This window comes from Saccharomonospora sp. NPDC046836 (genome assembly GCF_040645195.1).
Lineage (GTDB): Bacteria > Actinomycetota > Actinomycetes > Mycobacteriales > Pseudonocardiaceae > Prauserella_A.
Genome location: NZ_JBEYXW010000001.1, coordinates 279,690 through 302,214, shown reverse-complemented (window position 1 = coordinate 302,214; position 22,525 = coordinate 279,690). Strand labels below are relative to the sequence as shown.

General features: G+C 69.1%; 13 protein-coding genes and 1 pseudogene. 12 read left to right on the top strand and 2 right to left on the bottom strand.

Going from position 1 to position 22,525, the window contains the following annotated elements; genetic code table 11:
- The first annotated feature begins 10 nt into the window (after positions 1-10).
- The 3 genes and pseudogenes from ABZ863_RS01470 to ABZ863_RS01460 all read left to right on the top strand — a co-directional run bounded on the left by ABZ863_RS01470 (position 11) and on the right by ABZ863_RS01460 (position 1,491).
- Positions 11-383, top strand: a pseudogene (locus ABZ863_RS01470) (VOC family protein).
- Positions 384-426: 43 nt separating this feature from the next.
- Positions 427-792 carry a zf-TFIIB domain-containing protein gene (locus tag ABZ863_RS01465; protein WP_358529603.1) on the top strand — a complete coding sequence of 122 codons (366 nt, stop codon included), beginning with the start codon at positions 427-429 and terminating at the stop codon, positions 790-792.
- Positions 793-807: 15 nt separating this feature from the next.
- Positions 808-1,491: an AAA family ATPase gene (locus tag ABZ863_RS01460; protein WP_358529601.1), complete on the top strand. Its 684-nt coding sequence runs from the start codon at positions 808-810 to the stop codon at positions 1,489-1,491.
- Here the strand turns inward: ABZ863_RS01460 and tgmC are convergent.
- Positions 1,412-2,572 (bottom strand): ATP-grasp peptide maturase system methyltransferase, encoded by a 1,161-nt coding sequence (tgmC, locus tag ABZ863_RS01455; protein ID WP_358529598.1) that lies wholly within the window; start codon positions 2,570-2,572, stop codon positions 1,412-1,414. The genes ABZ863_RS01460 and tgmC overlap by 80 nt on opposite strands.
- 105 nt (positions 2,573-2,677) lie before the next feature.
- On the opposite strand from tgmC, the gene ABZ863_RS01450 reads away from it, so the two are divergent.
- From ABZ863_RS01450 to ABZ863_RS01430, 5 genes are all read left to right on the top strand, one after another.
- Complete coding sequence (locus ABZ863_RS01450) at positions 2,678-3,121, top strand: helix-turn-helix transcriptional regulator (RefSeq protein ID WP_358529596.1); 444 nt, start codon at positions 2,678-2,680, stop codon at positions 3,119-3,121.
- Between the two features lie 5 nt (positions 3,122-3,126).
- Positions 3,127-3,783, top strand: coding sequence for a hypothetical protein (locus ABZ863_RS01445; protein ID WP_358529594.1), 657 nt, complete (start codon positions 3,127-3,129; stop codon positions 3,781-3,783).
- A gap of 84 nt (positions 3,784-3,867) precedes the next feature.
- Entirely contained in the window at positions 3,868-4,164 is a 297-nt protein-coding gene (locus ABZ863_RS01440; protein WP_358529592.1) for a DUF2516 family protein, read from the top strand.
- A 24-nt stretch (positions 4,165-4,188) separates the two neighbouring features.
- On the top strand, positions 4,189-4,728 hold the full coding sequence (locus ABZ863_RS01435; RefSeq protein WP_358529589.1) for a YbaK/EbsC family protein: 540 nt from the start codon (positions 4,189-4,191) through the stop codon (positions 4,726-4,728).
- A gap of 24 nt (positions 4,729-4,752) precedes the next feature.
- Positions 4,753-5,196 (top strand): SRPBCC family protein, encoded by a 444-nt coding sequence (locus ABZ863_RS01430; protein ID WP_358529587.1) that lies wholly within the window; start codon positions 4,753-4,755, stop codon positions 5,194-5,196.
- Positions 5,197-5,286: 90 nt separating this feature from the next.
- Here ABZ863_RS01430 and ABZ863_RS01425 read toward each other — a convergent pair whose 3' ends face one another.
- On the bottom strand, positions 5,287-6,228 hold the full coding sequence (locus ABZ863_RS01425) for a methionyl-tRNA formyltransferase (protein WP_358529584.1): 942 nt from the start codon (positions 6,226-6,228) through the stop codon (positions 5,287-5,289).
- 152 nt (positions 6,229-6,380) lie between these two features.
- On the opposite strand from ABZ863_RS01425, the gene ABZ863_RS01420 reads away from it, so the two are divergent.
- The 4 genes from ABZ863_RS01420 to ABZ863_RS01405 are packed head-to-tail and all read left to right on the top strand — an operon-like array spanning position 6,381 to position 22,427.
- The gene (locus ABZ863_RS01420; protein ID WP_358529582.1) at positions 6,381-7,709 is read left to right on the top strand and encodes a SidA/IucD/PvdA family monooxygenase; all 1,329 of its coding nucleotides are present in this window, start codon (positions 6,381-6,383) and stop codon (positions 7,707-7,709) included.
- 24 nt (positions 7,710-7,733) lie between these two features.
- Entirely contained in the window at positions 7,734-8,747 is a 1,014-nt protein-coding gene (locus ABZ863_RS01415) for an iron-siderophore ABC transporter substrate-binding protein (protein WP_358529579.1), read from the top strand.
- 19 nt (positions 8,748-8,766) lie between these two features.
- The gene (locus ABZ863_RS01410; protein ID WP_358529576.1) at positions 8,767-22,236 is read left to right on the top strand and encodes an amino acid adenylation domain-containing protein; all 13,470 of its coding nucleotides are present in this window, start codon (positions 8,767-8,769) and stop codon (positions 22,234-22,236) included.
- Positions 22,233-22,427, top strand: coding sequence for an MbtH family protein (locus ABZ863_RS01405; RefSeq protein ID WP_358529573.1), 195 nt, complete (start codon positions 22,233-22,235; stop codon positions 22,425-22,427). The genes ABZ863_RS01410 and ABZ863_RS01405 overlap by 4 nt, the downstream gene beginning before the upstream one ends.
- Positions 22,428-22,525 lie beyond the last annotated feature (98 nt).

Sequence of the window (22,525 nt, the reverse complement as noted above, 5' to 3'; positions counted from 1 at the left end):
AGGACAGTGAATGACTGCATCGATGACGTTCAGCGCCGTGGCCCTTGACTGCCCGGAGCCCTACCAGCTCGCCGAGTTCTACGCCGAGCCTGCTCGGCTGGCAGATACACGAGACCAACAAGCCGGGGGACGACTGGGTGGGCGTGGTCAACCCGGACGGCGGCACGCGCATCTGCTTCCAGCGCGATCCCGGCTACCAGCCGCCCACGTGGCCGTCGAACGAGCGGGCCCAGATGCTGCACCTCGACTTCGATGTGCCGGACATCGATGCCGAGCATGACCGAGTGCTCGCGCTGGGTGCTCGCCTGCTCGACGACAAGCCGAAGACGTTCCGCGTCTATGCCGACCCCAGCGGCCACCCGTTCTGCCTCTGCGCCGGCTGAGTTCGGCTGCCGGGCGGCCCAGGATCTGCGTAGGGTGGCAGACGTGATTTGTCCCAAGTGTCAAAACGTGATGAAGACGGTCAACAAGGGCGGCATCCACATCGAGCAGTGCGAGGGTTGCCGCGGCGTCTTTCTCGACCGTGGTGAGCTGGAGCAGATCGTCAGCGCGGAGAACGCCTACTACGCCGCGCCCGCGGCGCCGCCGCCGTACCGTCCGGCAGCCGGTGGTCACGGGCCCGCACCGGCGCAGCACTACGGCTACGCTGACTCGCCCCGCCCGCATCGCGGTGGGCACGGCGGCCACTACCAGGACTCGCCCCGGCCCTACGGCGGCGGTTACCGGGACTCACCGCGTCCCTACGGTCACGGCCGCCGCAAGCGCAGCTTCCTCGAGAACCTGTTCGACTAAGCAGCTGGCCTGTACGTGCTCGACCTGAAGATCTGCCCGGAGTGCGGCGATCGCGCCGATGCTCCGGTTGTGCTGGAGGGGCAGCTGGTGTGCCGGCGGTGCGATCACCGCTGGGCGTTTCGCCGGCTGCCCCTTTTCGCGCTGACCGGGCCCAGCGGCGGGGGCAAGTCGACCGTCGGTCCCGCGCTGGCCCGCCTGCTCTCCGACGAGGTCGTGGTACTGGAGCAGGACGTCCTGTGGACCGGTGGGTTGCGGGATGATGTCGACGGGCACCCGCGGTTCCGCTCGACGTGGCTGCGGATGGCCGCGATGATCCACCAGAACGGGCGCCCGGTGGTGCTGTGCGGGACGGTGGTTCCGCCGGAGTTCGAACCGCTCCCCGAACGCGCCTTCTTCTCGGCCATCCACTACCTGGCGCTGGTCGCCGAACCGGAGGTGCTGGCCGGCCGGCTGCGGGCACGACCGGCGTGGCGGGAGTGGGACGAACCGCGCATCGCCGAGATGCTGGAGTTCACCGAATGGCTGCGTGCCGACGCGGCGACGATGTCGCCGCCCGTGACCCTGTTCGACACCACCCCTGTGCCGCTCGACACCGCGGTCGAGCACGTCGCAGGGTGGATCAGGCGGACACTGCGGGAGGGTCGACCGGCCAGCGCTGCTCCGCCAGCCGGATCTCCTGCTGTGCGCCGTTCACGATGATGGTGAACTGCTCGCGGCGGGGCCGGTCGAGGGCTTGCCAGCGCGCGTAGGCCGCTTCGACGGCGTCCCACAGCCTTCGCCCGCCGCCCTGCTCGACGAAGTGCTCGTCGTGCTCGTCGGTGTGGTGGCGCACCCATGAGCCGTCCGGGTGCACGAGGAAGCACCCCTGCCCGTCGTCCGGGTCGAAGGCGGCGGACAGACCGGGAAGTTCGAGGCTCACGAAGAACTCGAACGGGCTGCCCGGGTCCAGCACGGTCGTCAGCGCGAGCTCTGTCGGCCTGCGTGCCACCGGGGCGGCGCGGCGCGCCAGCACCGTGCCCGCATCGGCGAGGCGATGGGCGCGCATCGGCATGAACCGGCCGTCGCGGGCGAGCACCTCGCCCTCTCCAGTTGCGCCGTCGCCGGCGACGATGCGGACCAGTCCAGCGCCGATCGGCCGGTTCAGCGTCGTGACGATCAGCCCGCCGGTGCGGGTCTGTTCGAGCCAGGCAGGGGGAATCCGGGACACCGAGCACGTGCAGAGGATGCGGTTGTACGGTGCGTTCGGCGGATACCCCTGCTCGCCGTCGGCGACCGCGCAGTCGGGCGTGTACCCGAGGGCGGCCAGTGTCGCCCGCGCAGGTAGCAGCAACGCCGGGTCGATGTCCACAGTGGACACATTTGCGGCGCCGAGCCGGTGGCACAGCAGGGCGGTGTTGTACCCGGTGCCGGTGCCGATCTCGAGTACCCGGTCGCCGTCGGCGACGCGCAGCTCCTCGAGCATCACCGCCATGATCCCCGGCATGCTCGACGACGACGTCGGGACGCCTGCGATCGGTTCGCTTCTGCGCGCGAGCGCCCACCTGTCCGGATCGTCGTCGAGCTGCGTCACCAGCACGCTGTCGGAGTAGACGGTGGGGAGCCAGCCCGGGTCGTCCTGCTCGACGGCGGCCCACCGTATGCCCTGCGGCAGGAAGAACCGGGGCAGGAAAACGTGGCGGGGCACCTGCCGGAACGCCTCGATCCACCGCGGGTCCCGCAGTGCGCCTTCACGGCGGAGCCCGTCCACGAGGTGACGGCGCGCCCGCGTGGCTGAGGTCATCTCAACAGGTTAATCCGGGACGGCGCCCTCATCTGCAAGCGCAGTGCTTGCAAGAGCTAGCACTCGGGCGTACCGTTGTGTAAGTCGCGAGGAGGTGGCACAACGTTGCCGGAGGTTCCACCGGACGAGGGCGACGGCTCGGGAGGCGGGCCCATCGACAAGGTGGCCGACCTGGGTCGGGACATCGGTGCCTACATCCGTCAACAGCGCAGCAACGCCAGGATCTCCCTGCGGCAACTGTCGAAACTGGCCGGCGTTTCCAACCCGTACCTGAGCCAGATCGAACGCGGGGTACGCAAGCCGAGTGCGGAGATCCTGCAGCAGATCGCGAAGGGGTTGCGGATCTCGGCGGAAGCGCTCTACGTGCAGGCGGGGATTCTCGACCTGCCGATGGGAGGCCCGGTGCCGGAAGCGATCCGTGCCGACGCCGAACTCTCCGAGCGCCAGAAACAGGTGCTGCTCGACGTCTACGAGTCGTTTCGCAGGCAGAACGGGGCAGCGGGCACGCCGGACATCGAGAACGGATCCGAATCCGAAGCCAAGGAGTGAACAGGATGGCGACCACGAGTTCCGAGGACGTCCGCAAGGCTTTCAACACCGCTTTCGAGCAGATCAAGACGTCGCTGCTGGCCGCGCTCGGCGCGGGCAACCTGGCAGGCCAGGCTGTCGCCGACGCCGTCGGCAAGGCAAGGGAGCGTGTGACGGAGAGCAGCGAGACGGCGCGCAAGAACATCGAGGACCTGCCGGCCGATGTCGAGTCGCTGCGCGAGCGGCTGGAGCCCGCCGAGCTGCGCAAGCTCCTCGACGAGTACACCGACGCCGCGCTGAAGCTGTACCACCGGCTCGCCGAGACCGGTGAGCAGACCTGGGAGAAGTTCCTCACCCAGCCGCAGGTGAAGAAGAACATCGAGCAGCTGGAGGACGCCCTGCACAGCGCGCAGGGCCGGATGGACGAGGTGACCTCCGAGGTCCGCGATCGGATGGACGACGTCGTCTCCCGAATGAGCGGCCGCACCCGCGCCACGGGTACGGCGGCGGCCGGCAAGATCGAGAAGGTCACCGCGGAGGTGGGCGACAAGATCGAGGAGACGAGGCCCGCGGCGCCCGCAGCGCCGAAGGCGGCCCCCAAGTCGCGCGCGACGAACACCCGCCGCAGCACCAGCGCCGCGAAGAAGCCCACGAGCAGCACCAACAGCAAGACCTCCAAGTAGGAGCGCGTCTGCCTCGGCCCCGGCCCCGATCGCTCGGGAGCCGGGGCTGGTCGCTGTCCCGGCAGCCTCACGTACGCTGGGGGCGTGCCGCTTCTCGCGCTGTGGATCCTCTGGGTCATCGACTGGGCCGGGACATTGGCCGGGCTGGTCGCGTTCGCTCATGCCGTGATGCAGCGGGCCGATGCCTTCACCGCCGCCGACCGCATGACCAAGCCGGTCTGGCTCGGTATCACCGGCGGAGCGACGGCAGCGATGCTGCTGTTCGGCATGTACGGCGCCGGCATGATTTTCTGGCTCGCCGGGATCGTCGCCACACTGGTGTACCTGGTGGACGTCCGGCCGAAGCTGATCGAGGTGCAGCGCGGCGGTCAGAACTGGTGACCCGCGCCTGAGTACGGTTGCGGTGTGAGCAACTGGAGCATCGCTGGAACGCTGACGGTAGTCCCGGCTGCCGAGCGCACCGACCTGGTGGCCGAGCCCGTCGCCAAGGCGCTCGCCACGATCACCGAGCCCGTCGGGATCGCTGAGATCGACCCGGCGCTGGCCGACACGGCCGAGTTCTGCGCCGCCTACTCCTCACCGCTGTCGGCGTCGGCGAACTGTGTCGTCGTGTCCGGTAAGCGTGCCGGTGAGGTCCGCTACGCGGCGGCGCTCGTGCTGGCCACCACACGGGCCGACGTGAACAACGTGATCCGGCGCAGGCTCGACGTCCGTAAGGCGTCGTTCGCGCCGATGGCCGACGCGGTCGAGCTCACCGGCATGGAGTACGGCGGGATCACCCCGATCGGCCTTCCCGAGGGGTGGCCCATCCTGGTCGACAGGGCGGTCGCCGACTCGCCCGAGCTGGTGGTGGGCAGTGGGCTCCGTGGAAGCAAGCTTCTCGTCACCGGTGCGCTGCTGGCCTCGCTGCCCGGTGCCGAGGTGATCGAGAGCCTCGCCGGCTGAGACGACTGGACAAGGGGAACGCATATGGGCAACGTCACCGCTACCGCTGAGCGCACCATCGACGCACCCGTGGACGAGGTGCGCACGCTCGTCGCCGACTACGCGGCCACCAGGCCGAGGATCCTCACCGAGGCGTACCGCGACTACCAGGTCACCGAGGGCGGAACCGGCGCGGGCACCGTTGCGCGGTGGAAGCTGCAGGCCACGTCCAAGCGTGTGCGTGACGTGCGCGCCACCGTCACCGAGCCGGAACCCGGAACGCTGGTGGAGACCGACGCCAACTCGACCATGGTCACGACCTGGACCGTGCGCGAAGCCGGACCACGCAGCGTGGTGCGCATCGAGACCACGTGGCAGGGCGCGGGCGGTATCGGCGGCTTCTTCGAGAAGACGTTCGCGCCGGCCGGGCTCAAGCGCATTTATGACGGCGTGCTCGCCAAGCTCGACGAGCAGGCGCAGCAGTCCTGATAGCAGCGAGATGCCCGTTCGCGTCTGACCAAAAGCACCCAAGGCCACCTCGGTCGCGTTGAACGCGACCAAGGTGGCCTTGGGGGACGCTCAGTGCGCGGTGAGGTAGCCGCCCATGGTGCGGAAGTAGTCGGTCGCCGCGTACTCGGTGCCGTCTTCGGTGCGGACACGTTCGATGACCAGGCCGTGGTTGCGGCCGTAGCGCGCATCGGCGCCGGCCACGATCACCACGCCGTCGCCTTCGGGGATGAACACCCGTCCCGGGGTGCCGCCGTAGCAGGAGCGGGACACCGATGCCCGCAGGATGCGGATGCGCTCGCCGCGGTAGTGGGTGAACGCGTTGGGGTACGGGTCAGACTGCGCACGCACCAGCCGCTCGATGTCCTCGGCGGGCCAGCTCCAGTCGATCCGGCTGTCTTCCACGGACCGTTTGTGGAAGAAGCTCGCCTTGGTCCGGTCCTGCGCGGTCCAGTCCGTGCGGCCGGAGGCGATGAGCGTGACCGCCTCGGACACCACGGGCCCGATCAGGTCGACGGTCTTGTGGAACAGGTCGGTCGCGGTGTCCCGTGGACCCACCTCCACCGCACGCTGCAACACGATCGGCCCGGCGTCGAGGTCGGCATCCATCATGTGCGCGGTGACGCCGACCTCCTTCTCGCCGTTGATGAGCGCCCAGATGAGCGGGGAGAACCCGGCGTAGGCCGGTAGCAGCGAATCGTGCACGTTCAGCGTGCCGTGCCGGGGCAGCGTGAAGATCTCCGGCGGAATCCAGGTCCGCCAGTTGTTCGCGACGATCAGGTCGGGCTGGATCTCACGCAGCCACGCCGTGAGCGCCTCGTCGGGGCGATTGGCCAGTACCACCTCGACCCCGTGCTGGGCGGCGAGGTCGGCGACCGAATCAGCCCAGATGCGCTCGTAGGCGTGGTCCGACCTGGGGTGCGTGACAACCAGCGCGACATCGTGTTCCGAGTCCAGCAACGCCCGCAGTGTCCGGTGGCCCCACGTCTGGTACCCGAACATGACGACCCGCATCGATTCTCCGTCCCTAGTTGGCAAACGGCCTCAGTTAAGCAAGGCTTGCCTAATCCAACAAGGGATGAGAATCACCCTCGAATAGAGTAGCTGAGGCTCACCTAAGTTAAGTTAGGGTTACCTTCATCTGGGGAATCGGCGATGGGACGGGTATGCCACAGGCACTGCTGAAGGACGAGACACCGGTCTATGACCTGCTCGGCGTGGGGTTCGGACCAGCCAATCTCGCGCTGGCGATCGCGGTGGCCGAGCACAACGCCGCCACCGGCGACACGGTGACCGCGCACTTCCTGGAGCGCCAGGAGAGCTTCGGGTGGCATCGCGGAATGCTCATCGAGGACGCGACCATGCAGGTGTCGTTCCTCAAGGACCTCGTCACGCTGCGCAACCCGGCCAGCAGGTTCAGCTTCCTGTCCTATCTGCACGAGCGGGGCAGGCTGATCGACTTCGTCAACCACAAGAACCTCTTCCCGCTCCGCGTTGAGTTCCACGACTACTTCGAGTGGGCGGCCGCGCAGGTCGACGACCTGGTGTCCTACGCACACGAGGTCGTCGCGGTCCGCCCGGTCGCCGACGGTGGTGCGGTGGGCTGCTTCGACGTCGAAGCCGCTTCCGGGCAGGTGTACCGGGCGCGCAACCTGGTGCTGGCCACCGGATTGACACCGCACCTGCCCGACGGCGTCGCACCGTCCGCGCGGATCTGGCACAACAGCCAGCTTTTGCATCGGGTAGACACTGTGGACACAGCTTCGCGGTTCGTCGTCGTCGGCGCGGGGCAGAGCGCGGCCGAGGTCACGTCCTTCCTGCACGAGCGGTTCCCTGCCGCCGAGGTGTGCGCGGTGTTCTCCCGCTTCGGCTACAGCCCGTCCGACGACAGCGCGTTCGCCAACCGCATATTCGATCCCGCTGCCGTGGACCAGTTCTACTTCGCGCCGGACGACGTCAAACACCGCCTGATGGGCTACCACGCCAACACCAACTATTCCGTTGTGGACATTGACCTCATCGACGACCTCTACCGACGGTTGTACCGGGAGAAGGTTCTTGGCACTCAGCGGTTGCGCGTGTTCAACGTGTCCCGGGCGGTGGCGGTCTCGGAAACCGCCGATGGGGTACGCGTAACGGTCGAATCGCAGGCCTCGAGCGAACGGACCGTCCTCGATGCCGACGTCGTTGTCTACTGCACGGGTTACCGGCCAAGCGACCCCGTTCCACTGCTGGGAGACCTCGCTCCCAGCTGCCGCCGTGACGAGCAGGGCAGGCCGGGCATCGAAAGGGACTACCGGCTGCGCACGACGCCGGCCATCACGGGTGGCATCTACTTGCAGGGTGGCGGCACCGAGCACACGCACGGCATCACGTCGTCGTTGTTGTCCAACAACGCCGTGCGCTCCGGTGAGATCCTGCGGTCGATCCTCGATCGGCGGCCGTCCGGCAACGACGCGCGGACCCACGCTCGCGACCACGCGTTCGCGAGGTAACAGGTAACAGGAAAGGTAACCCCGATGTCCCCGATTCCCCGCAGATCACGCCTGGCAGCGGCGTTGCTGACACTGGTGCTGGGCGCGGTACTGGCCGGTTGCGGCGGTTCCGCCGAGGAAACCGGCACCGACTCCGGCGCGCAAGGCGGCGCTTTCCCGGTGACCATCGAGCACAAGTACGGCAGCACCGAGATCCCCGCGAAGCCAGAGCGAGTTGTCACACTTGGACTGTCCGATCAGGACGCTGTGCTCGCGCTGGGCGTCAAGCCGGTCGGTGTCGTGGACTGGTTCAAGGAGCGGCCGTACGGCAAGTGGCCGTGGACGAAGGACCTGTGGGGCGACACACAGCCCACCATCGTCGGTGAACGCGACGAGTACGACATGGAAGCCGTCGCCGAGCTCAATCCCGATCTGATCATCGCGCAGTACTCGGGCATGACCCAGCAGCAGTACGACACGCTGTCCCGGCTCGCGCCCGTGGTCGCGCAGCCGAAGGACTACGCCGACTACGCGGCGCCGTGGCAGGAGATGGCCCGTCCGATCGGCAGGGCGCTCGGTCAGGAAGCCGAGATGAACCAGCTGATCGAGCAGATGGACCAGAAGTACGCACAAGCACGCGGACAGCATCCCGAGTGGGCCGAGCAGACCCTCGTCGTTGCCGACAGCTTCCAGCCGGGCATCTACTCGGCGTTCACCAGCAGCGACCCGAAGGCCATCTTCTTCCGAGAGCTGGGTTTCCGGCTGGCCGACCGGATCGACGGGCTGGCCGAGGCGGGCATGAACGCGGCCGAGCTCAGCTCGGAGCAGCTCGACACCCTTGACGTCGACAGGCTGGTGTGGGTGACCTCCAGTGAGGAGGCCAACGACCGGATCAAGGCCGAGCCGTTGTACCAGCGCCTCGCGGTGCACCAGGACGGCCGCGACCTGTTCGTGCCCTACGAGAACCCCGACATCGGCGCCGCGTTCTCGTTCAACACCGTGCTGTCGATCCCCTATGCCATCGACCAGATGGTGCCGCGGCTAACCGCCACCTCGTAACCGGAAGGGACCTCCGCCGATGTCGGGCGCCCCGCTCACCAGTGCACAGTCCGGAATCTGGCTGGCAACCCAGCTCGCGCCGGACGATCCGACCTACAACATCGCCTGGTATCTGGAGATCCGCGGCGACGTGGATCTCGACCGGCTGTCCGCCGCGACGCGGCAGGCGATGGCACAGGCGCAGAGCGTGCACGTGCGGTTCACCGACGTCGGCGGAGAGCCGGTGCAGGTGCCGGCACCCGCTGACCCTGCACCCTGGGTGCTGGACTTCAGCAGCGAGCCGGATCCGGCCGCTGCCGCGGCGGCATGGATGCGGCGGGACCGGCGCACGCCCGTGGATCTGGCGCGCGGTCCGCTGTTCGCACATGCGCTGCTCCTGCTCGGCGCTGATCGTGTGTGGTGGTACCAGCGCTACCACCACCTCGTCATGGACGCCTACGGCTGCCTGCTCGTCACCCAGCGGGCAGGCGATCTCTACGCCGGTACGGAGGGGCGGCCGTTCGGCCCGCTCACCGACCTGGCGGAGGCAGACGCCGCCTACACGTGCTCGGCGCAGTACACAGAGGACAGTACGTACTGGCATGGGCTGCTCGCCGACCGTCCCGAGCCCGCGCGGCTCGTGAACCGCGCGAGCGGGCACGAGATAATCCGGCGCACGGTCGAGCTGTCCGGTGCACGCACCGCCGCACTACGGGAACTGGGCAGCCGCTATGGGCAGCGGCTCTCCCGCGTCGCGATCGCCGCTGTCGCCGCCTATACGCACCGTCGGACCGGGGCCGCCGACATCGTGCTCGGTGTTCCGGTCACCGCGCGGGTTGCGCCCGAGACGCTGCTGGTGCCCGGTATGGCGTCCAACGTCCTGCCGCTGCGGCTTGCGGTGCGACCCTGGACCACTCCCGCGCAGCTCCTCCATGACGTGGACACCGGCATCCGCGAGCTCGTCGAGCACAGCCGTTACCGGGGCGAGGACCTCGCCCGCGAACTCGGCTTCGCCGATGGGCTCGCCCAGCTCATCGGTCCTACGGCCAACGTCATCGGGTTCGGCAGGGGATTGACCTTCGGCGGGGTGGCCGCCGACTTCCGCGACCTCGCACTCGGACCCGTCACCGACCTGTCGGTCACTATCTGCGAACGCTGGGGCGACCACGGGTTGCTCATCGAGCTGGACGCTGCCTGCGACGAGGCGACGCTCGCCGAGCACGAGCGGCGTTTCCTCGCCGTGCTGGACGCCATGATCGCCCAGCCGGAGCGTCCACTGGGGACGATCGAGCTGCTGCCGCCCACCGAGCTGACCCTGTTGCTGACCGAGCTCGGCACCGACGAGCGCCCGGTCGCCGAGCTGACCTGGCCGGCGGCGTTCGAGCGGCAGGCCGCTCGCACCCCCGATGCGGTCGCCGTGGTATGCGAGGACCAGCAGCTCAGCTACGCGGAGCTGAACGCGCGAGCGAACCGGCTCGCCCGCGCACTGCGCGCGCGTGGCGTTGGTAGCACGGACGTCGTCGGTGTCGAACTTTCGCGCTCGGTGGACCTGGCGGTGGCACTGCTCGCGGTGCTCAAGACGGGCGCGGCCTACCTACCGTTGGATGGCGACCACCCGCGGGAGCGGCTCGATTTCATGATCGCCGATTCCGGCGCGACACTCGTGCTGTCCAGTGTGGACGACGACGAGCTGTCTCGTTTCGACAGCGGCGACCTCGGTCTGGCGATCCCGCTCGATGCCGCCGCCTACGTCATCTACACCTCCGGCTCCACAGGCACGCCCAAGGGCGTCGTCGTGTCCCATGAGGGCATCGGCAGTCTCATTGCGACGGCCGTCGACGTTTTGGGGGTCGACGAGACCAGCCGCGTCGCCCAGTTCGCCTCCGTCGGCTTCGACGTCACCGTGTGGGACCTGACGATGTCGCTGTGCGTCGGCGGCTGCAGTGTCATCGTGCCCAGCGAGCGCAGGGTCGCAGGCCCTGAGCTCACCGAGTACCTGTCCGACAACGGTGTCACGCACATGATCCTGCCGCCGTCGCTGGTGGCCGCGTTGCCGCAGGAATGCGAGCTGCCCGAGGGTGGTGTGCTGGTCGTCGGCACCGAGACGGTGCCGCCCGAGCTGATCACCCGCTGGGCCAAGCGGATGCGCGTGGTCGCCGCGTACGGGCTCACCGAGGCGACCGTGAACTCGACATTGTGGACTGCCGAGCAGGACTGGCAGGGACCGGTGCCGATCGGCAGGCCTGACCCGAATACGCGTGCTTATGTGCTGGATGCCGCCTTGCGCCCGGTCGGTGTGGGCGAGGTCGGTGAGCTGTACGTCGGCGGACGCGGGCTCGCCCGTGGTTACCGGGGCAGGCACGGTCTCACTGCCGAGCGGTTCGTTGCCGACCCGTTCGGCCCGCCGGGCAGCCGCATGTACCGCACCGGCGACCGGGCGCGCTGGCGGATCGATGGACACCTGGACTTCCTTGGCCGATCGGACAACCAGGTCAAGATCCGGGGCTACCGGATCGAGCCTGGCGAGGTCGAGGCGGTGCTGATGGCGCACCCGGAAATCACGCAGGCTGCCGTGATCGCCCGCGAGGACCACCGGCGCGTCACCCGCCTCGTCGGTTACGTCGTCGGCGACGTGGAGCCGGGTGCCGCGCGCGCGTTCGTCGCGCGGGCACTGCCGGAGTACATGGTGCCGACTGTGGTGGTGCCGCTGGACGGGCCGTTGCCGCTGACCCCGAACGGCAAGATCGACAAGAACGCTCTGCCGGTGCCGGACTGGACGGCACTCGCCGGCGACACCGCGCCCCGCACACCACGGGAACGGACCCTCGCGGCGCTGGTCGCCGAGGTGCTGGAGCTGCCGAACGTGGGTGTCCACGACAGCTTCTTCGAACTCGGCGGCGACAGCATCGTCGCGATCCAGCTCGTCAGCAGGGCCAGGAAGGCCGGGCTCGCGATCAGCCCGCGCGACGTCTTCCGGCACCGCACGGTCGCCGCGCTCGCGGAGGTGGCAGGCGCACCCGAGGCTGTCCGCACGGTGGCGCTGGACGACGACGCGCTGCCGGTCTCGCCGTTGCAGAGCGGGTTCTTCTTCCACGCCGCGTTCGATGCCGACGACTCCTACGTCGTGCAGGAGGTACTGAGGCTGGCCGACGGCGTCGATCCCGCGACCATCCGTACCCGGTTGCAGCGCCTGCTGGACCGGCATCCGTTGCTGCGCGCCGGTTTCCGTCAGCTGCCCGATGGCCGGGTCGTGCAACGCATCCCGGATCACGTCGAGCTGCCCTGGCGAGAGGTGGATGACCTCGACACGGCGCTCGAACAGGATCGCGCGGCCGGTTTCGACCTCGCCACGCCGCCGTTGCTCCGGGCAAGCCTGGCCGGCGACTCAACGCTCGTGTTGACCCTGCACCACATCATTGCCGACGGCTGGTCGGTGTCGCTCATGTTGCGGGAGCTGGCGAGCGACGACCTGCCTGCCGCCCCCGATCACCGCGGTTACCTGTCCTGGCTGGCGACGCGCGACGACGACGTGGCGCGAGCCGCCTGGCGAGCCGCACTGTCCGATGTGGAGCCGACACGGCTGATCGAGGACGTGCCGGGCACGCCCGGCACTGTGACCATCGAGGTGCCGGGGGAGCTGGCGAGCCGGCTTGCCGAGGTCGCCCGCACGCGGGGGCTGACGCTGAGCACGCTGCTGCACGGCGCGTGGGGACTGCTGCTGAGCGGGCTCACCGGCCGCAGCGATGTCGTCTTCGGCAGCACCGTGTCCGGTCGGGGTGCCGACGTCGACGGCGTCGAATCGCTGGTCGGGCTGCTCATCAACACGGTGCCCGCGCGGATGCGGTTGCATGGTTTCGACTCCGTGGGCGCGGCGCTGGCGCGCTGGCAGGACGAGCAGGCCGCGCTGCTGGAACATCAGCACCTCGGGCTCGCCGACATCCAGCGCGGCATCGGGGATCTCTTCGACACGTTGGTCGTGGTCGAGAACCAGCCCACGACTACCGAGCCCGGCGTGCTCCGTGGCGCCGAGGTGCTCGACGCGGTGCACTATCCGCTCGCGCTCATTGCACATCCCGGTGCAGGGCTGCGATTGGAGTTCAAACACCGGATCGCCGAAAGCCGGGTCCGGGACATCGCCGAGGCCTACCTCCGGATGCTCACCGCCGTCACCGATCCGAACCGCCGTGTCGGCGAACTGGACCTCCTGCCGGAGTCCGGCAAGCGCCGAATCGATGCGCTCAACGCCACCGAGCACCCCGTGCCGGAGCGCACGCTCGGCTCGGCCTTCGCCGAGCAGGTGGCACACGCCCCTGAGGCGACCGCCGTGGTGTTCGAGCACACGCGACTGTCCTATCAGGAGCTGAACCGGCAGGCCGAGGCCCTCGCGCTGCGCCTACGCGCCCGGGGTGCCGGGCCGGAGCAGGTGGTCGCGGTTGCCGTACCGCGCTCGGCCGAACTGATGGTCGTGTTGCTCGGGGTGGTCAAATCCGGTGCCGCGTACCTGCCAGTCGACCTGGACTACCCAGCTGACCGGGTCGCGTTCATGCTCGCCGACTCCGGGGCGCGGCTCGCCGTGACGCTACCTGGTACAGAGCTGCCCGGTCTCGAGAACGTTGTGGTGGGTGAGCATGAGGACATTGTGGACGCGCCGCTGTCCGTCGTGACGCCCGACCAGCCCGCTTACCTGATCTACACCTCGGGCTCCACCGGGCGGCCGAAGGGCGTCGTCGTCACTCACCGCGCGATCATCAACCGGCTGACCTGGATGCAGGGACAGTACGGGCTCGCGCCAGACGACCGGGTGCTGCAGAAGACACCGTCCAGTTTCGACGTTTCGGTGTGGGAGTTCTTCTGGCCACTGCTGGAAGGCGCGACCGTCGTGCTCGCCCGGCCGGACGGGCACCGCGACCCCGCTTACCTCGCCGAACTGATTCGAACCCAGGGCATCACCACGCTGCATTTCGTGCCGTCGATGCTCGCCGTGTTTCTGCAGGCGGTGCGGGAGGGCGACTGGGCGCGCACCTTGGGGCGGGTGTTCTCCAGCGGTGAGGCGCTGCCGGTGGAATCGGCCACGCGGTGGCACGAGCTGACCGGGGTGCCGCTGCACAATCTTTACGGCCCAACGGAAGCTGCCGTCGACGTCACCTGGTTCCCATTCGAAAGCGGCGACGGTGCGTCGGTGCCCATCGGCTGGCCCGTGTGGAACACGCGGCTGTACGTTCTCGATTCGTTCCTGCGGCCGGTGCCCGACTGCGTGCCTGGCGAGCTGTACCTAGCCGGCGTTCAGCTGGCGCGTGGTTACCACGGCAGGCCCGGCCTGACAGCCGAGCGGTTCGTGGCGGATCCGTTCCACCCCGGCCGGATGTACCGGACCGGCGACCTGGTGCGGCGGCGCGTCGACGGGGCGATCGAGTACCTCGGGCGCACCGACCGGCAGGTCAAGATCCGCGGCAACCGCGTGGAGCTCGGCGAGATCGAGGCCGCGCTGTCCCGGCAGCCGGGCGTCGGCAGGGCCGCGGTGATCGCCAGGGACGGCGCGCTGCTCGGGTACGTGGTGCCCAGCGGCGAAGTGGACCTGGATGCGCTGCGGTCGGCGCTGGCGGCGGAGCTGCCCGCGAGCATGATGCCGAATGCCGTGCTGTTGCTCGACGACCTGCCGTTGACGCCGAGCGGGAAGCTGGACCAGAACTCGCTGCCGGTGCCTGCGGTGGCGGCGACGCCGTCGCGCGCGCCACGCACCGAGCGGGAACGGCTGCTGTGCGCGATCGTCGCCGGGGTGCTCGGGCTGCCGGAGGTGGGCGTCGACGACGACTTCTTCGTGCTCGGCGGTGACAGTATTACGTCCATCGCCGTGTCGACGCAGGCCCGCGAGCGGGGGCTGGAACTGAGCCCGCGGGACGTGTTCGAGCACCGCACCCCGGCCGCGCTCGCCGCCGCCGCGCGGGCGGACATCCGCGATATCCCGGCCGAGCTCGCCACGGTGCCGCTGTCGGACGCGGAGCTGCGGCAGGTACACAGCCGCACGTCGATGCCGGTCGAGGACACCTGGCCGCTGTCGCCCTTGCAGGAAGGGCTTTACTTCCACGCCACCTACGACACCGGAGAACTCGACGTCTACCTGTCGCAGGAATGCCTCGACTTCGCAGGCCGGCTCGATCTCGGCCGGCTGCGCGCTGCCTGCGCGACCCTGCTCGCGCGCAACCCGAGTCTGCGGGCCGGGTTCGCCAGTGACGGTCTCTCCCAGCCTGTACAGTTCATTGTGGACGGAGCGGAGATTCCGCTGACCGAGGTGGATCTCCGCGAGGCGCCCGACGGCGAGCTCGACCGGTTGCTCGCGGCCGACCGGCGGCAGCGGTTCGATCTCACCCGGCCACCGCTGTGCCGGCTGCTGCTGATCCGGTTGCCAGGGGAGCGTGACCGGCTCGTCGTCACCCACCACCTCGTGCTGTGGGACGGTTGGTCGGCCTGGCTATTCCTTGAGCAGCTGTTGGAGTTGTACCAGCGCGGCGGTGACGACGCCGGCCTGCCGGCGCCCGGCTCCTATCGGGACTACCTCGCCTGGCTGGCGCACCAGGACGCCGAGGAGGCCGGTGCCGCGTGGCGGACGGCGCTCGGCGGGCTCGCCGAGCCGACGCTCGTCGCTCCGGCGGATCGGGTACGCGAGCCGATGTTGCCCGCCGACTACGACGCCGTGTTGCCCCGCGAGACCAGTGACCGGTTGCGGGACCAGGCAAGGCGGCATGGGTTGACACTGCATACGCTGCTGAGCACGGCGTGGGGTCTGGTGCTGACCACCATGGCGGGGCGGCCCGATGTGGTGTTCGGTGCCGTCGTGGCCGGGCGGCCCGCCGAGGTGCCCAATGTGGGCAGTGTGATCGGTATGTTCCTCAACACCATCCCGGCCAGGGTGCGGCTCGACGCGCGGGAGTCGGTGCTCGAACTTCTGCGCCGGGTACAGGACGAGCGCGCGGCGGTCATGCCGTACGAGTACGTCGGGCTCGGTGAGCTGCAGCGGGAGGCCGGTCACCGGCAGCTGTTCGACACGCTGTTCGTGCTGCGCACGGCTGACGGTGAACAGCGGCTGGCGGAGCTACGCGACCGGCATGGTGTGCTCGGCGTGTCCAATGTGGATGGCACCCACTTTCCGCTGACGCTGATCGTCACGCCTGAGGCACGGCTGCGGGTGACGCTGGCGGCGCGACCCGACGTGTTCGACGCGGCGGCGGCGACCACCGTGCTCGAACGGTTCACGACGGTGCTGGAACGGTTGGGCGCGGGGCTGGCAACGTCGGTGGGCAGGCTCGAACTGCTGACCGCGGGGGAGCAGGCGGCGCTGCGGGCGGAGTGGTCGGCGCCGCAGCGGCCCATCGGCAACGACACCATCGCCGACCTGCTCGCCGCGCAGGCCGCCCGCAGTCCGGATGCGACGGCGCTCGTGTTCGGGGCGGTGTCACTGACGTACGCGGAGCTCGACGCTCGCATCAACCGGCTCGCCCGGTTCCTGCTGGCCCGCGGTGCCGGGCCGGAGCAGATGATCGCGCTCGCGCTGCCGCGCTCGATCGACATGGTCGTGGCGCTGTTCGCGGTGCTGCGCACCGGCGCGGCCTACCTGCCGCTCGACCTGGACCACCCCGCCGAGCGCCTCACCCACATGCTCGACGACACGGACCCGCTGTGCGTACTCTCCGTGTCCACCGTGCCGGTGTTGACTGTCCCCCAGGGCCACCTTGGTCGCGTTGAACGCAACCAAGGTGGCCTTGGGGGAGGTTTCACCCTCCTGCTGGATCACCCGGACGTGGTTGCGGAGATCGAGGGGCTCCCCGGGCATGAGATCGGCGACGGGGAGCTTGCGCCGGCGTTCGCGCGTGGCGCGGCCCGGCGGCTGGAGCATCCGGCGTACGTGATCTACACGTCGGGGTCGACCGGCAGGCCCAAGGGCGTGGTCACCCCGTATCGCGGGCTCACCAACATGCAGCTCAACCACCGCGAGGCGATCTTCGGCCCGGCGATCGCCGCCGCGGGCGGGCGTCGGCTGCGCATCGCGCACACCGTGTCGTTCGCGTTCGACATGTCCTGGGAGGAGCTGCTCTGGCTCGTCGAGGGGCACGAGGTGCACGTCTGCGACGAGCAGCTGCGCCGCGACGCCGAGGCGCTGGTCGCCTACTGTGCCGAGCACCGCATCGACGTTGTCAACGTGACACCGACCTACGCGCAGCTGCTCCTCGAGGAGGGACTGCTCACCAGGCACATCCCGACGCTGGTGCTGCTCGGCGGCGAGGCGGTTCCGGAGTCGGTGTGGCGCACGCTCGCCACCACCGAGGGCACCTACGGCTACAACCTCTACGGCCCGACCGAGTACACCATCAACACACTCGGCGCGTCCACAATGGACAGCGATACGCCTGCGGTGGGCAGGCCGATCTGGAACACCCACGCCTACGTCCTCGACCCGCACCTGCGGCCCGTGCCGCCCGGCACGCCAGGGGAGCTCTACATCGCGGGCATCGGCCTGGCGCGTGGCTATCATCGGCGCCCCGGGCTGACGGCGGAGCGCTTCGTCGCCGATCCCTTCGGTCCGTCCGGCAGCCGCATGTACCGCACGGGTGACCTGGTGCGGCGGCGTGCGGACGGCATCATCGACTTCCTCGGGCGTACCGACGACCAGGTCAAGATCCGTGGTTACCGCGTCGAGCTCGGCGAGATCGAAGCCGCGCTCACCGAGCATCCCGAGGTGACCCATGCCGCGGTGGTCGTCGATGCCCAGCGGCGGCTGATCGGCTACGTCGTCGCCGGGAACGACATCGCGTGGCGCGAGCACCTCACGGCGCGGTTGCCGGACTACATGGTGCCCGCAGCAGTGGTCACAGTGGACAGCTTGCCGTTGACGGTCAACGGCAAGCTCGACGTCGCGGCACTGCCCACACCGGAACTCGGCGGCAGGGAGAGCCGGGCGCCACGAACACCGGCGGAAACGGTGCTGTGCGGGCTGTTCGCCGAGCTGCTCGGCGCCGAGCGGGTCGGCATCGACGACAACTTCTTCGACCTCGGTGGGCATTCGCTACTCGCCACGCGCCTGGTCAGCAGGGCACGCACCGCGTTGAACGCCGAACTGTCCATTCGGGATCTTTTCGAGGCGCCGACCGTGGCGGAGCTGGTGGCCAGGATCGGCGTCCCGGCACGGCCGCCGCTTGTGCCCGCGCAGCGGCCCGCCGAGTTGCCCGCATCGGCAGCGCAGCAGCGGCTGTGGGTCATCCAGAACATGGCGGAAACCTCCGCCGCGTACAACTTCCCGCTCGCCCTGCGCGTGCGCGGAGCACTGGACCTCGCCGCGTGGCAGGCCGCGCTGCGCGACGTCGTCGCCAGGCACGAGGCATTGCGCACGATGTTCACCGAGCGCGACGGCATTCCGTACCAGCGCGTCCTGACGCATGCCGAGCCTGCGGTCGAGATCTGTGATGTGAGCGAGGCGGACCTGGCCGCGTTCGTGGCTGCGGCCGTGTCCCGCCCGTTCGACCTCGCCACCGAACTGCCCATTCGCTGCGCCATCGGCCGCGTCGACGGCGACGACCACGTGATCGTACTGCTGCTGCACCACATCACGACGGATGAGTGGTCGGACCGGCCCTTCCTGCGCGATCTCTCGGCCGCGTATACCGCGCGGTGCGCCGGTGCGGTGCCGGGCTGGGAGCCGCTGCCCGTGCAGTACGCGGACTACGCGTTGTGGCAGCAGCGTGTGCTCGACACGGTCGGCGAGGACCAGCTGCGGTACTGGGAGTCGGTATTGGACGGTGCGCCCGAGGAGATCGAGCTGCCTGCCGATCGTTCCCGGCCCGGTCGCCCGACCTTCCGTGGCGCGGACACCGAGCTCGACCTCGACCCGGCAGCGTGCGGTCGGCTCCGGGAACTGGCCCAGAACACCGGCGCGAGCATGTTCATGGTGCTGCACGCAGCGGTCGCCACACTGCTGCACCGGATGGGTGCCGGTAACGACATCCCGCTCGGCGCGCCGATCGCGGGCCGTACCGACGAGGCACTCGACGAGCTGGTCGGGTTCTTCGTCAACACACTTGTGCTGCGCACCGACCTGTCCGGCTCGCCCAGCTTCGCGGAGCTGCTGCGGCGGGTTCGGGAGGTCGACCTCGCCGCGTTCGCACACGCCGACGTGCCGTTCGAGGCCGTGGTGGAGCGGCTCAACCCGGCCCGTTCACTCGCCCGCAACCCGCTGTTCCAGGTGATGGTCGGCTACCACGCCCGCGGTGATGAAGCGCTGGCGCTACCCGGCCTGCGTACCGAGTTCGTGGGGCATGCGACGACCACGGCGAAACTCGACCTCGTGTTCAGCTTCACCGAACAGCTCGACACCGGGCAGGTGTCCTGTCGTATCGAGTACAGCACCGACCTGTTCGACGCCGAGACGATCGCGCGACTCGGCGAGCGACTGTCCACTGTGCTCGATTCCGTCGCTGCACGGCCGCATGAGCCGGTGGCCGGTATCGACGTGCTGACGCGAAACGAGCGGCACCTGGTACTGACCGGTTTCAACGCCACCGAGCGCGCGGTGCCAGAGGCATCGCTGCCGGAGCTGTTCGCCCGCTGCGTTGCCGAGCGGCCGGAGGAGGTCGCGGTCGTCGAACGGTCCCGCTCGGTGAGTTACGGGGAGCTGAACGCCCGCGCCAACCGGATCGCCCGGCTGCTTGCCGAACAGGGTGTGCGGCAGGAGAGCGTGGTGGGCGTCGCCGTACCACGCTCGGTGGACACGATTGCCACGGTGCTTGCGGTGCTGAAGCTCGGTGCGGCGTTCTTGCCACTCGATCTCAGTCATCCGTCCGACCGGTTGGCCTACCTGATCGGCGACTCGGGCGCCCGGCTGGTCGTGGGCACACCCGCGGTGGCCGAGCAGATCCCAGACATCGCACCGGTGCTGCTGCTGGACGGGGACATCGATCGGGAAGACTCCGATGTGGACTCCTCCCTGATTTCGTTGGATCAGGCCGCTTACGTCATCTATACCTCCGGTTCGACGGGCAGGCCGAAGGGCGCGATCGTGCCGCACGACGGAATTGCCAGCCTGGTGGCGACCGCCGTCGACCGGATGGGGCTGCGATCGGATTCGCACGTGCTGCAGTTCGCCTCCATCGGGTTCGACGTGTTCGTGTTCGAACTGGCGATGGCGCTGTGCCATGGCGGGCGGCTCGTCCTGATCCCGGAGGAGGCGCGCGTGGCGGGCGGTGCGCTCACCGAATTCCTTGCCGAGCAGGCGATCACGCACATGATCCTGCCGCCGTCACTGGTATCGGCGCTGCCGCCGGAGTGCGAACTGCCGCGCGGGTCGACGATCCTTGTCGGAACCGAGACCGTGCCGCCAGATCTTTTCGCCCGCTGGGCGGGCCGGGTCAACCTCATTGCGGCCTATGGGCTCACCGAGGCGACGGTGAACTCGACTCTGTGGCGGGCCGAGGATGGCTGGCAGGGGCCGGTTCCGATCGGACGGCCCGATCCCAACACCGTGTGCTACGTGCTCGACGCCCAGCTGCGGCCCGTGCCGCCTGGGGTGGCGGGCGAGCTGTACGTCGCCGGACGTGGTCTCGCGCGCGGGTACCTCGGCCGCGCGGGGTTGACGGCGGAACGGTTCGTGGCGAACCCGTTCGGCCCGCCCGGTTCCCGGATGTACCGCACCGGCGACCGCGCGCGTTGGCGGTGCAGTGGGGACCTCGACTTCCTCGGCCGGGTCGACGGCCAGGTGAAGATTCGCGGGTTCCGCATCGAGCTCGGCGAGATCGAAGCCGCGCTCACGGCACATCCCGCCGTGCGCCAGGCGGCGGTTGTGGCCGACCGCAAGGGCGACATCGTGCGGCTCGTTGGGTATCTCGTCGCGGACGAACAGGTCGACTGGCGAACGCACCTGCGTGCCCTGCTGCCGGAGTACATGGTTCCCGCGCTGGTCATGGAGCTCGACGGCCCGCTGCCGCTCACTCCGAACGGCAAGCTTGACCGGCGGGCACTGCCCGCGCCCGACTGGGCATCGCTGACGGGCGGCGCCCGCCCGGTGACCGACGAACAGCGCGTGTTGGCCGGGCTGTTCGCGGAGATCCTGCAGCTCGATGATGTCGGTGTGCACGACAACTTCTTCGAGCTGGGCGGGCATTCGATGTCGTCGATGCGGCTGCTCGGCCGCATCCGCTCGGCGTTGGGCGTGGACCTGACCATCCGGGACGTCTTCGACACGCCTACCGTCGCCGGTCTGGCCGGGAAGCTGGCAGGTGCGTCGGCGCACCGTCCCGTGCTGGACCATCGGGAACGGCCGGAGCGCGTTCTGCTTGCGCCGACCCAGCGCTGGCAGTGGTCCCTGCACCGCGCGTATGCCGGTTTCGACCAGGTACTCGCGCTGCGCTCGCGGAGCGGGTTCGATGCCGATGCGCTCGCGGCGGCGTGGCGGGACGTCTGCCTGCGGCACGAACCGTTGCGCACGCGGGTTACCGAGCGCGCCGGTGAGCTGTACCAGGAGCTGGCGGAGCCACCCGGGCTCGTCGTGGAGTCCGATGTAGACCTCGACGCACGGTTGGCGGAGCTGGCACGGCTACAGCCGGACCTGTCGGCGGAAGCGGGAGCGCGGGCATGGCTGTTGCGTGGCGCCTTGGAGCAGGCGCTGGTGCTTGGCCTGCACTACCTGGCGGTCGATGAGTGGTCCGTCGTGCCGCTGTTCCGCGACCTCAGCGCCGCGTACACGGCCAGGCTGGCCGGTGAGGTACCAAAGTGGTCACCACTTCCGGTGACCTATGCCGACTACGCCCGCTGGTCACAGGCATTGTGCGATGAGATCGGGCAACGGCAGCTGGACTACTGGCGCACCGCATTGCGCGGCACGCCCCGGCTTGCTCTGCCGGCTTCCGAAGGCGGCGCTGGGGAAGCCGGTGTTGTGTCGTTCGTGCTCGATGCCGAGCTGCATGCGGCGCTCGCCCGGGTCGCGCGACGCGGCGAGGCTAGCCTGTTCATGGTGCTGCACACGGCATTCGCCACGGTGCTCGCCGCCAACGGTGCGGGAACGGACCTCGCGATCGGGGCGATTGTCGCCGGCCGCACTGAAGATTCACTGGCCGATGTGGTGGGTTGTTTCTTCAACACCGTCGTGCTGCGTACCGATGTGTCCGGCGCACCGAGCTTTGCAGAGCTGCTGGCGCGGGTGCGGCGAACCACATTGGCGGCGCTGGATCACCAGGACGTCTCGTTCGAGGACGTCGCCCGCGAAGTCGGCTGGCGCCCACGCGTGCTGATGGTCCACCACGAGCAGGCCCGGCTCGCGGACCTCGAAGGCGGGCACGGCTTGCTGGTGGCGGTGCCGACCCCTGTGGCGAAGGCCGACCTGACCTTGAGCTGCTACGAACCGATCGGCGGCGGCGAGGTCCATTGCTACCTCGCCTACGACTCGGCCGTTGTCGACCGCAGCTTCGCGGAACGTTTAACGGGCGAACTGCGCACTGTTTTGGAAGAGATCGCTAGGAGGGAATCGTGACCAACCCGTTCGAAGACCCGGAGGGTCGTTATTACGTCCTTGTCAACGACGAGGATCAGCATTCGCTGTGGCCGTCGTTTGTGGACGTTCCCGGTGGGTGGCGGGTCGTGTTCGGTGAAGAATCTCGGGATGCTTGTCTTGCGTTCGTTGAGGAGCATTGGGTGGATTTGCGGCCGTTGAGTTTGCGGTAGGCGTATTCGAGGGGAGCGCCTGGGTTTCAGGCACGCCTTCGGCGCGCCGTGTGAAACTGTCGCTCCTGTGGTTGGGGTGGTCTCACTGTCTACTAGCG

Coding starts and splice junctions, on each gene's coding strand:
- ABZ863_RS01430 (WP_358529587.1), top strand. CDS start 4,753: ATGGGCAACGTCACCGCTACCGCTGAGCGCACCATCGACGCACCCGTG.
- tgmC (WP_358529598.1), bottom strand. CDS start 2,572: ATGACCTCAGCCACGCGGGCGCGCCGTCACCTCGTGGACGGGCTCCGC.
- ABZ863_RS01410 (WP_358529576.1), top strand. CDS start 8,767: ATGTCGGGCGCCCCGCTCACCAGTGCACAGTCCGGAATCTGGCTGGCA.
- ABZ863_RS01420 (WP_358529582.1), top strand. CDS start 6,381: ATGCCACAGGCACTGCTGAAGGACGAGACACCGGTCTATGACCTGCTC.
- ABZ863_RS01425 (WP_358529584.1), bottom strand. CDS start 6,228: ATGCGGGTCGTCATGTTCGGGTACCAGACGTGGGGCCACCGGACACTG.
- ABZ863_RS01415 (WP_358529579.1), top strand. CDS start 7,734: ATGTCCCCGATTCCCCGCAGATCACGCCTGGCAGCGGCGTTGCTGACA.
- ABZ863_RS01445 (WP_358529594.1), top strand. CDS start 3,127: ATGGCGACCACGAGTTCCGAGGACGTCCGCAAGGCTTTCAACACCGCT.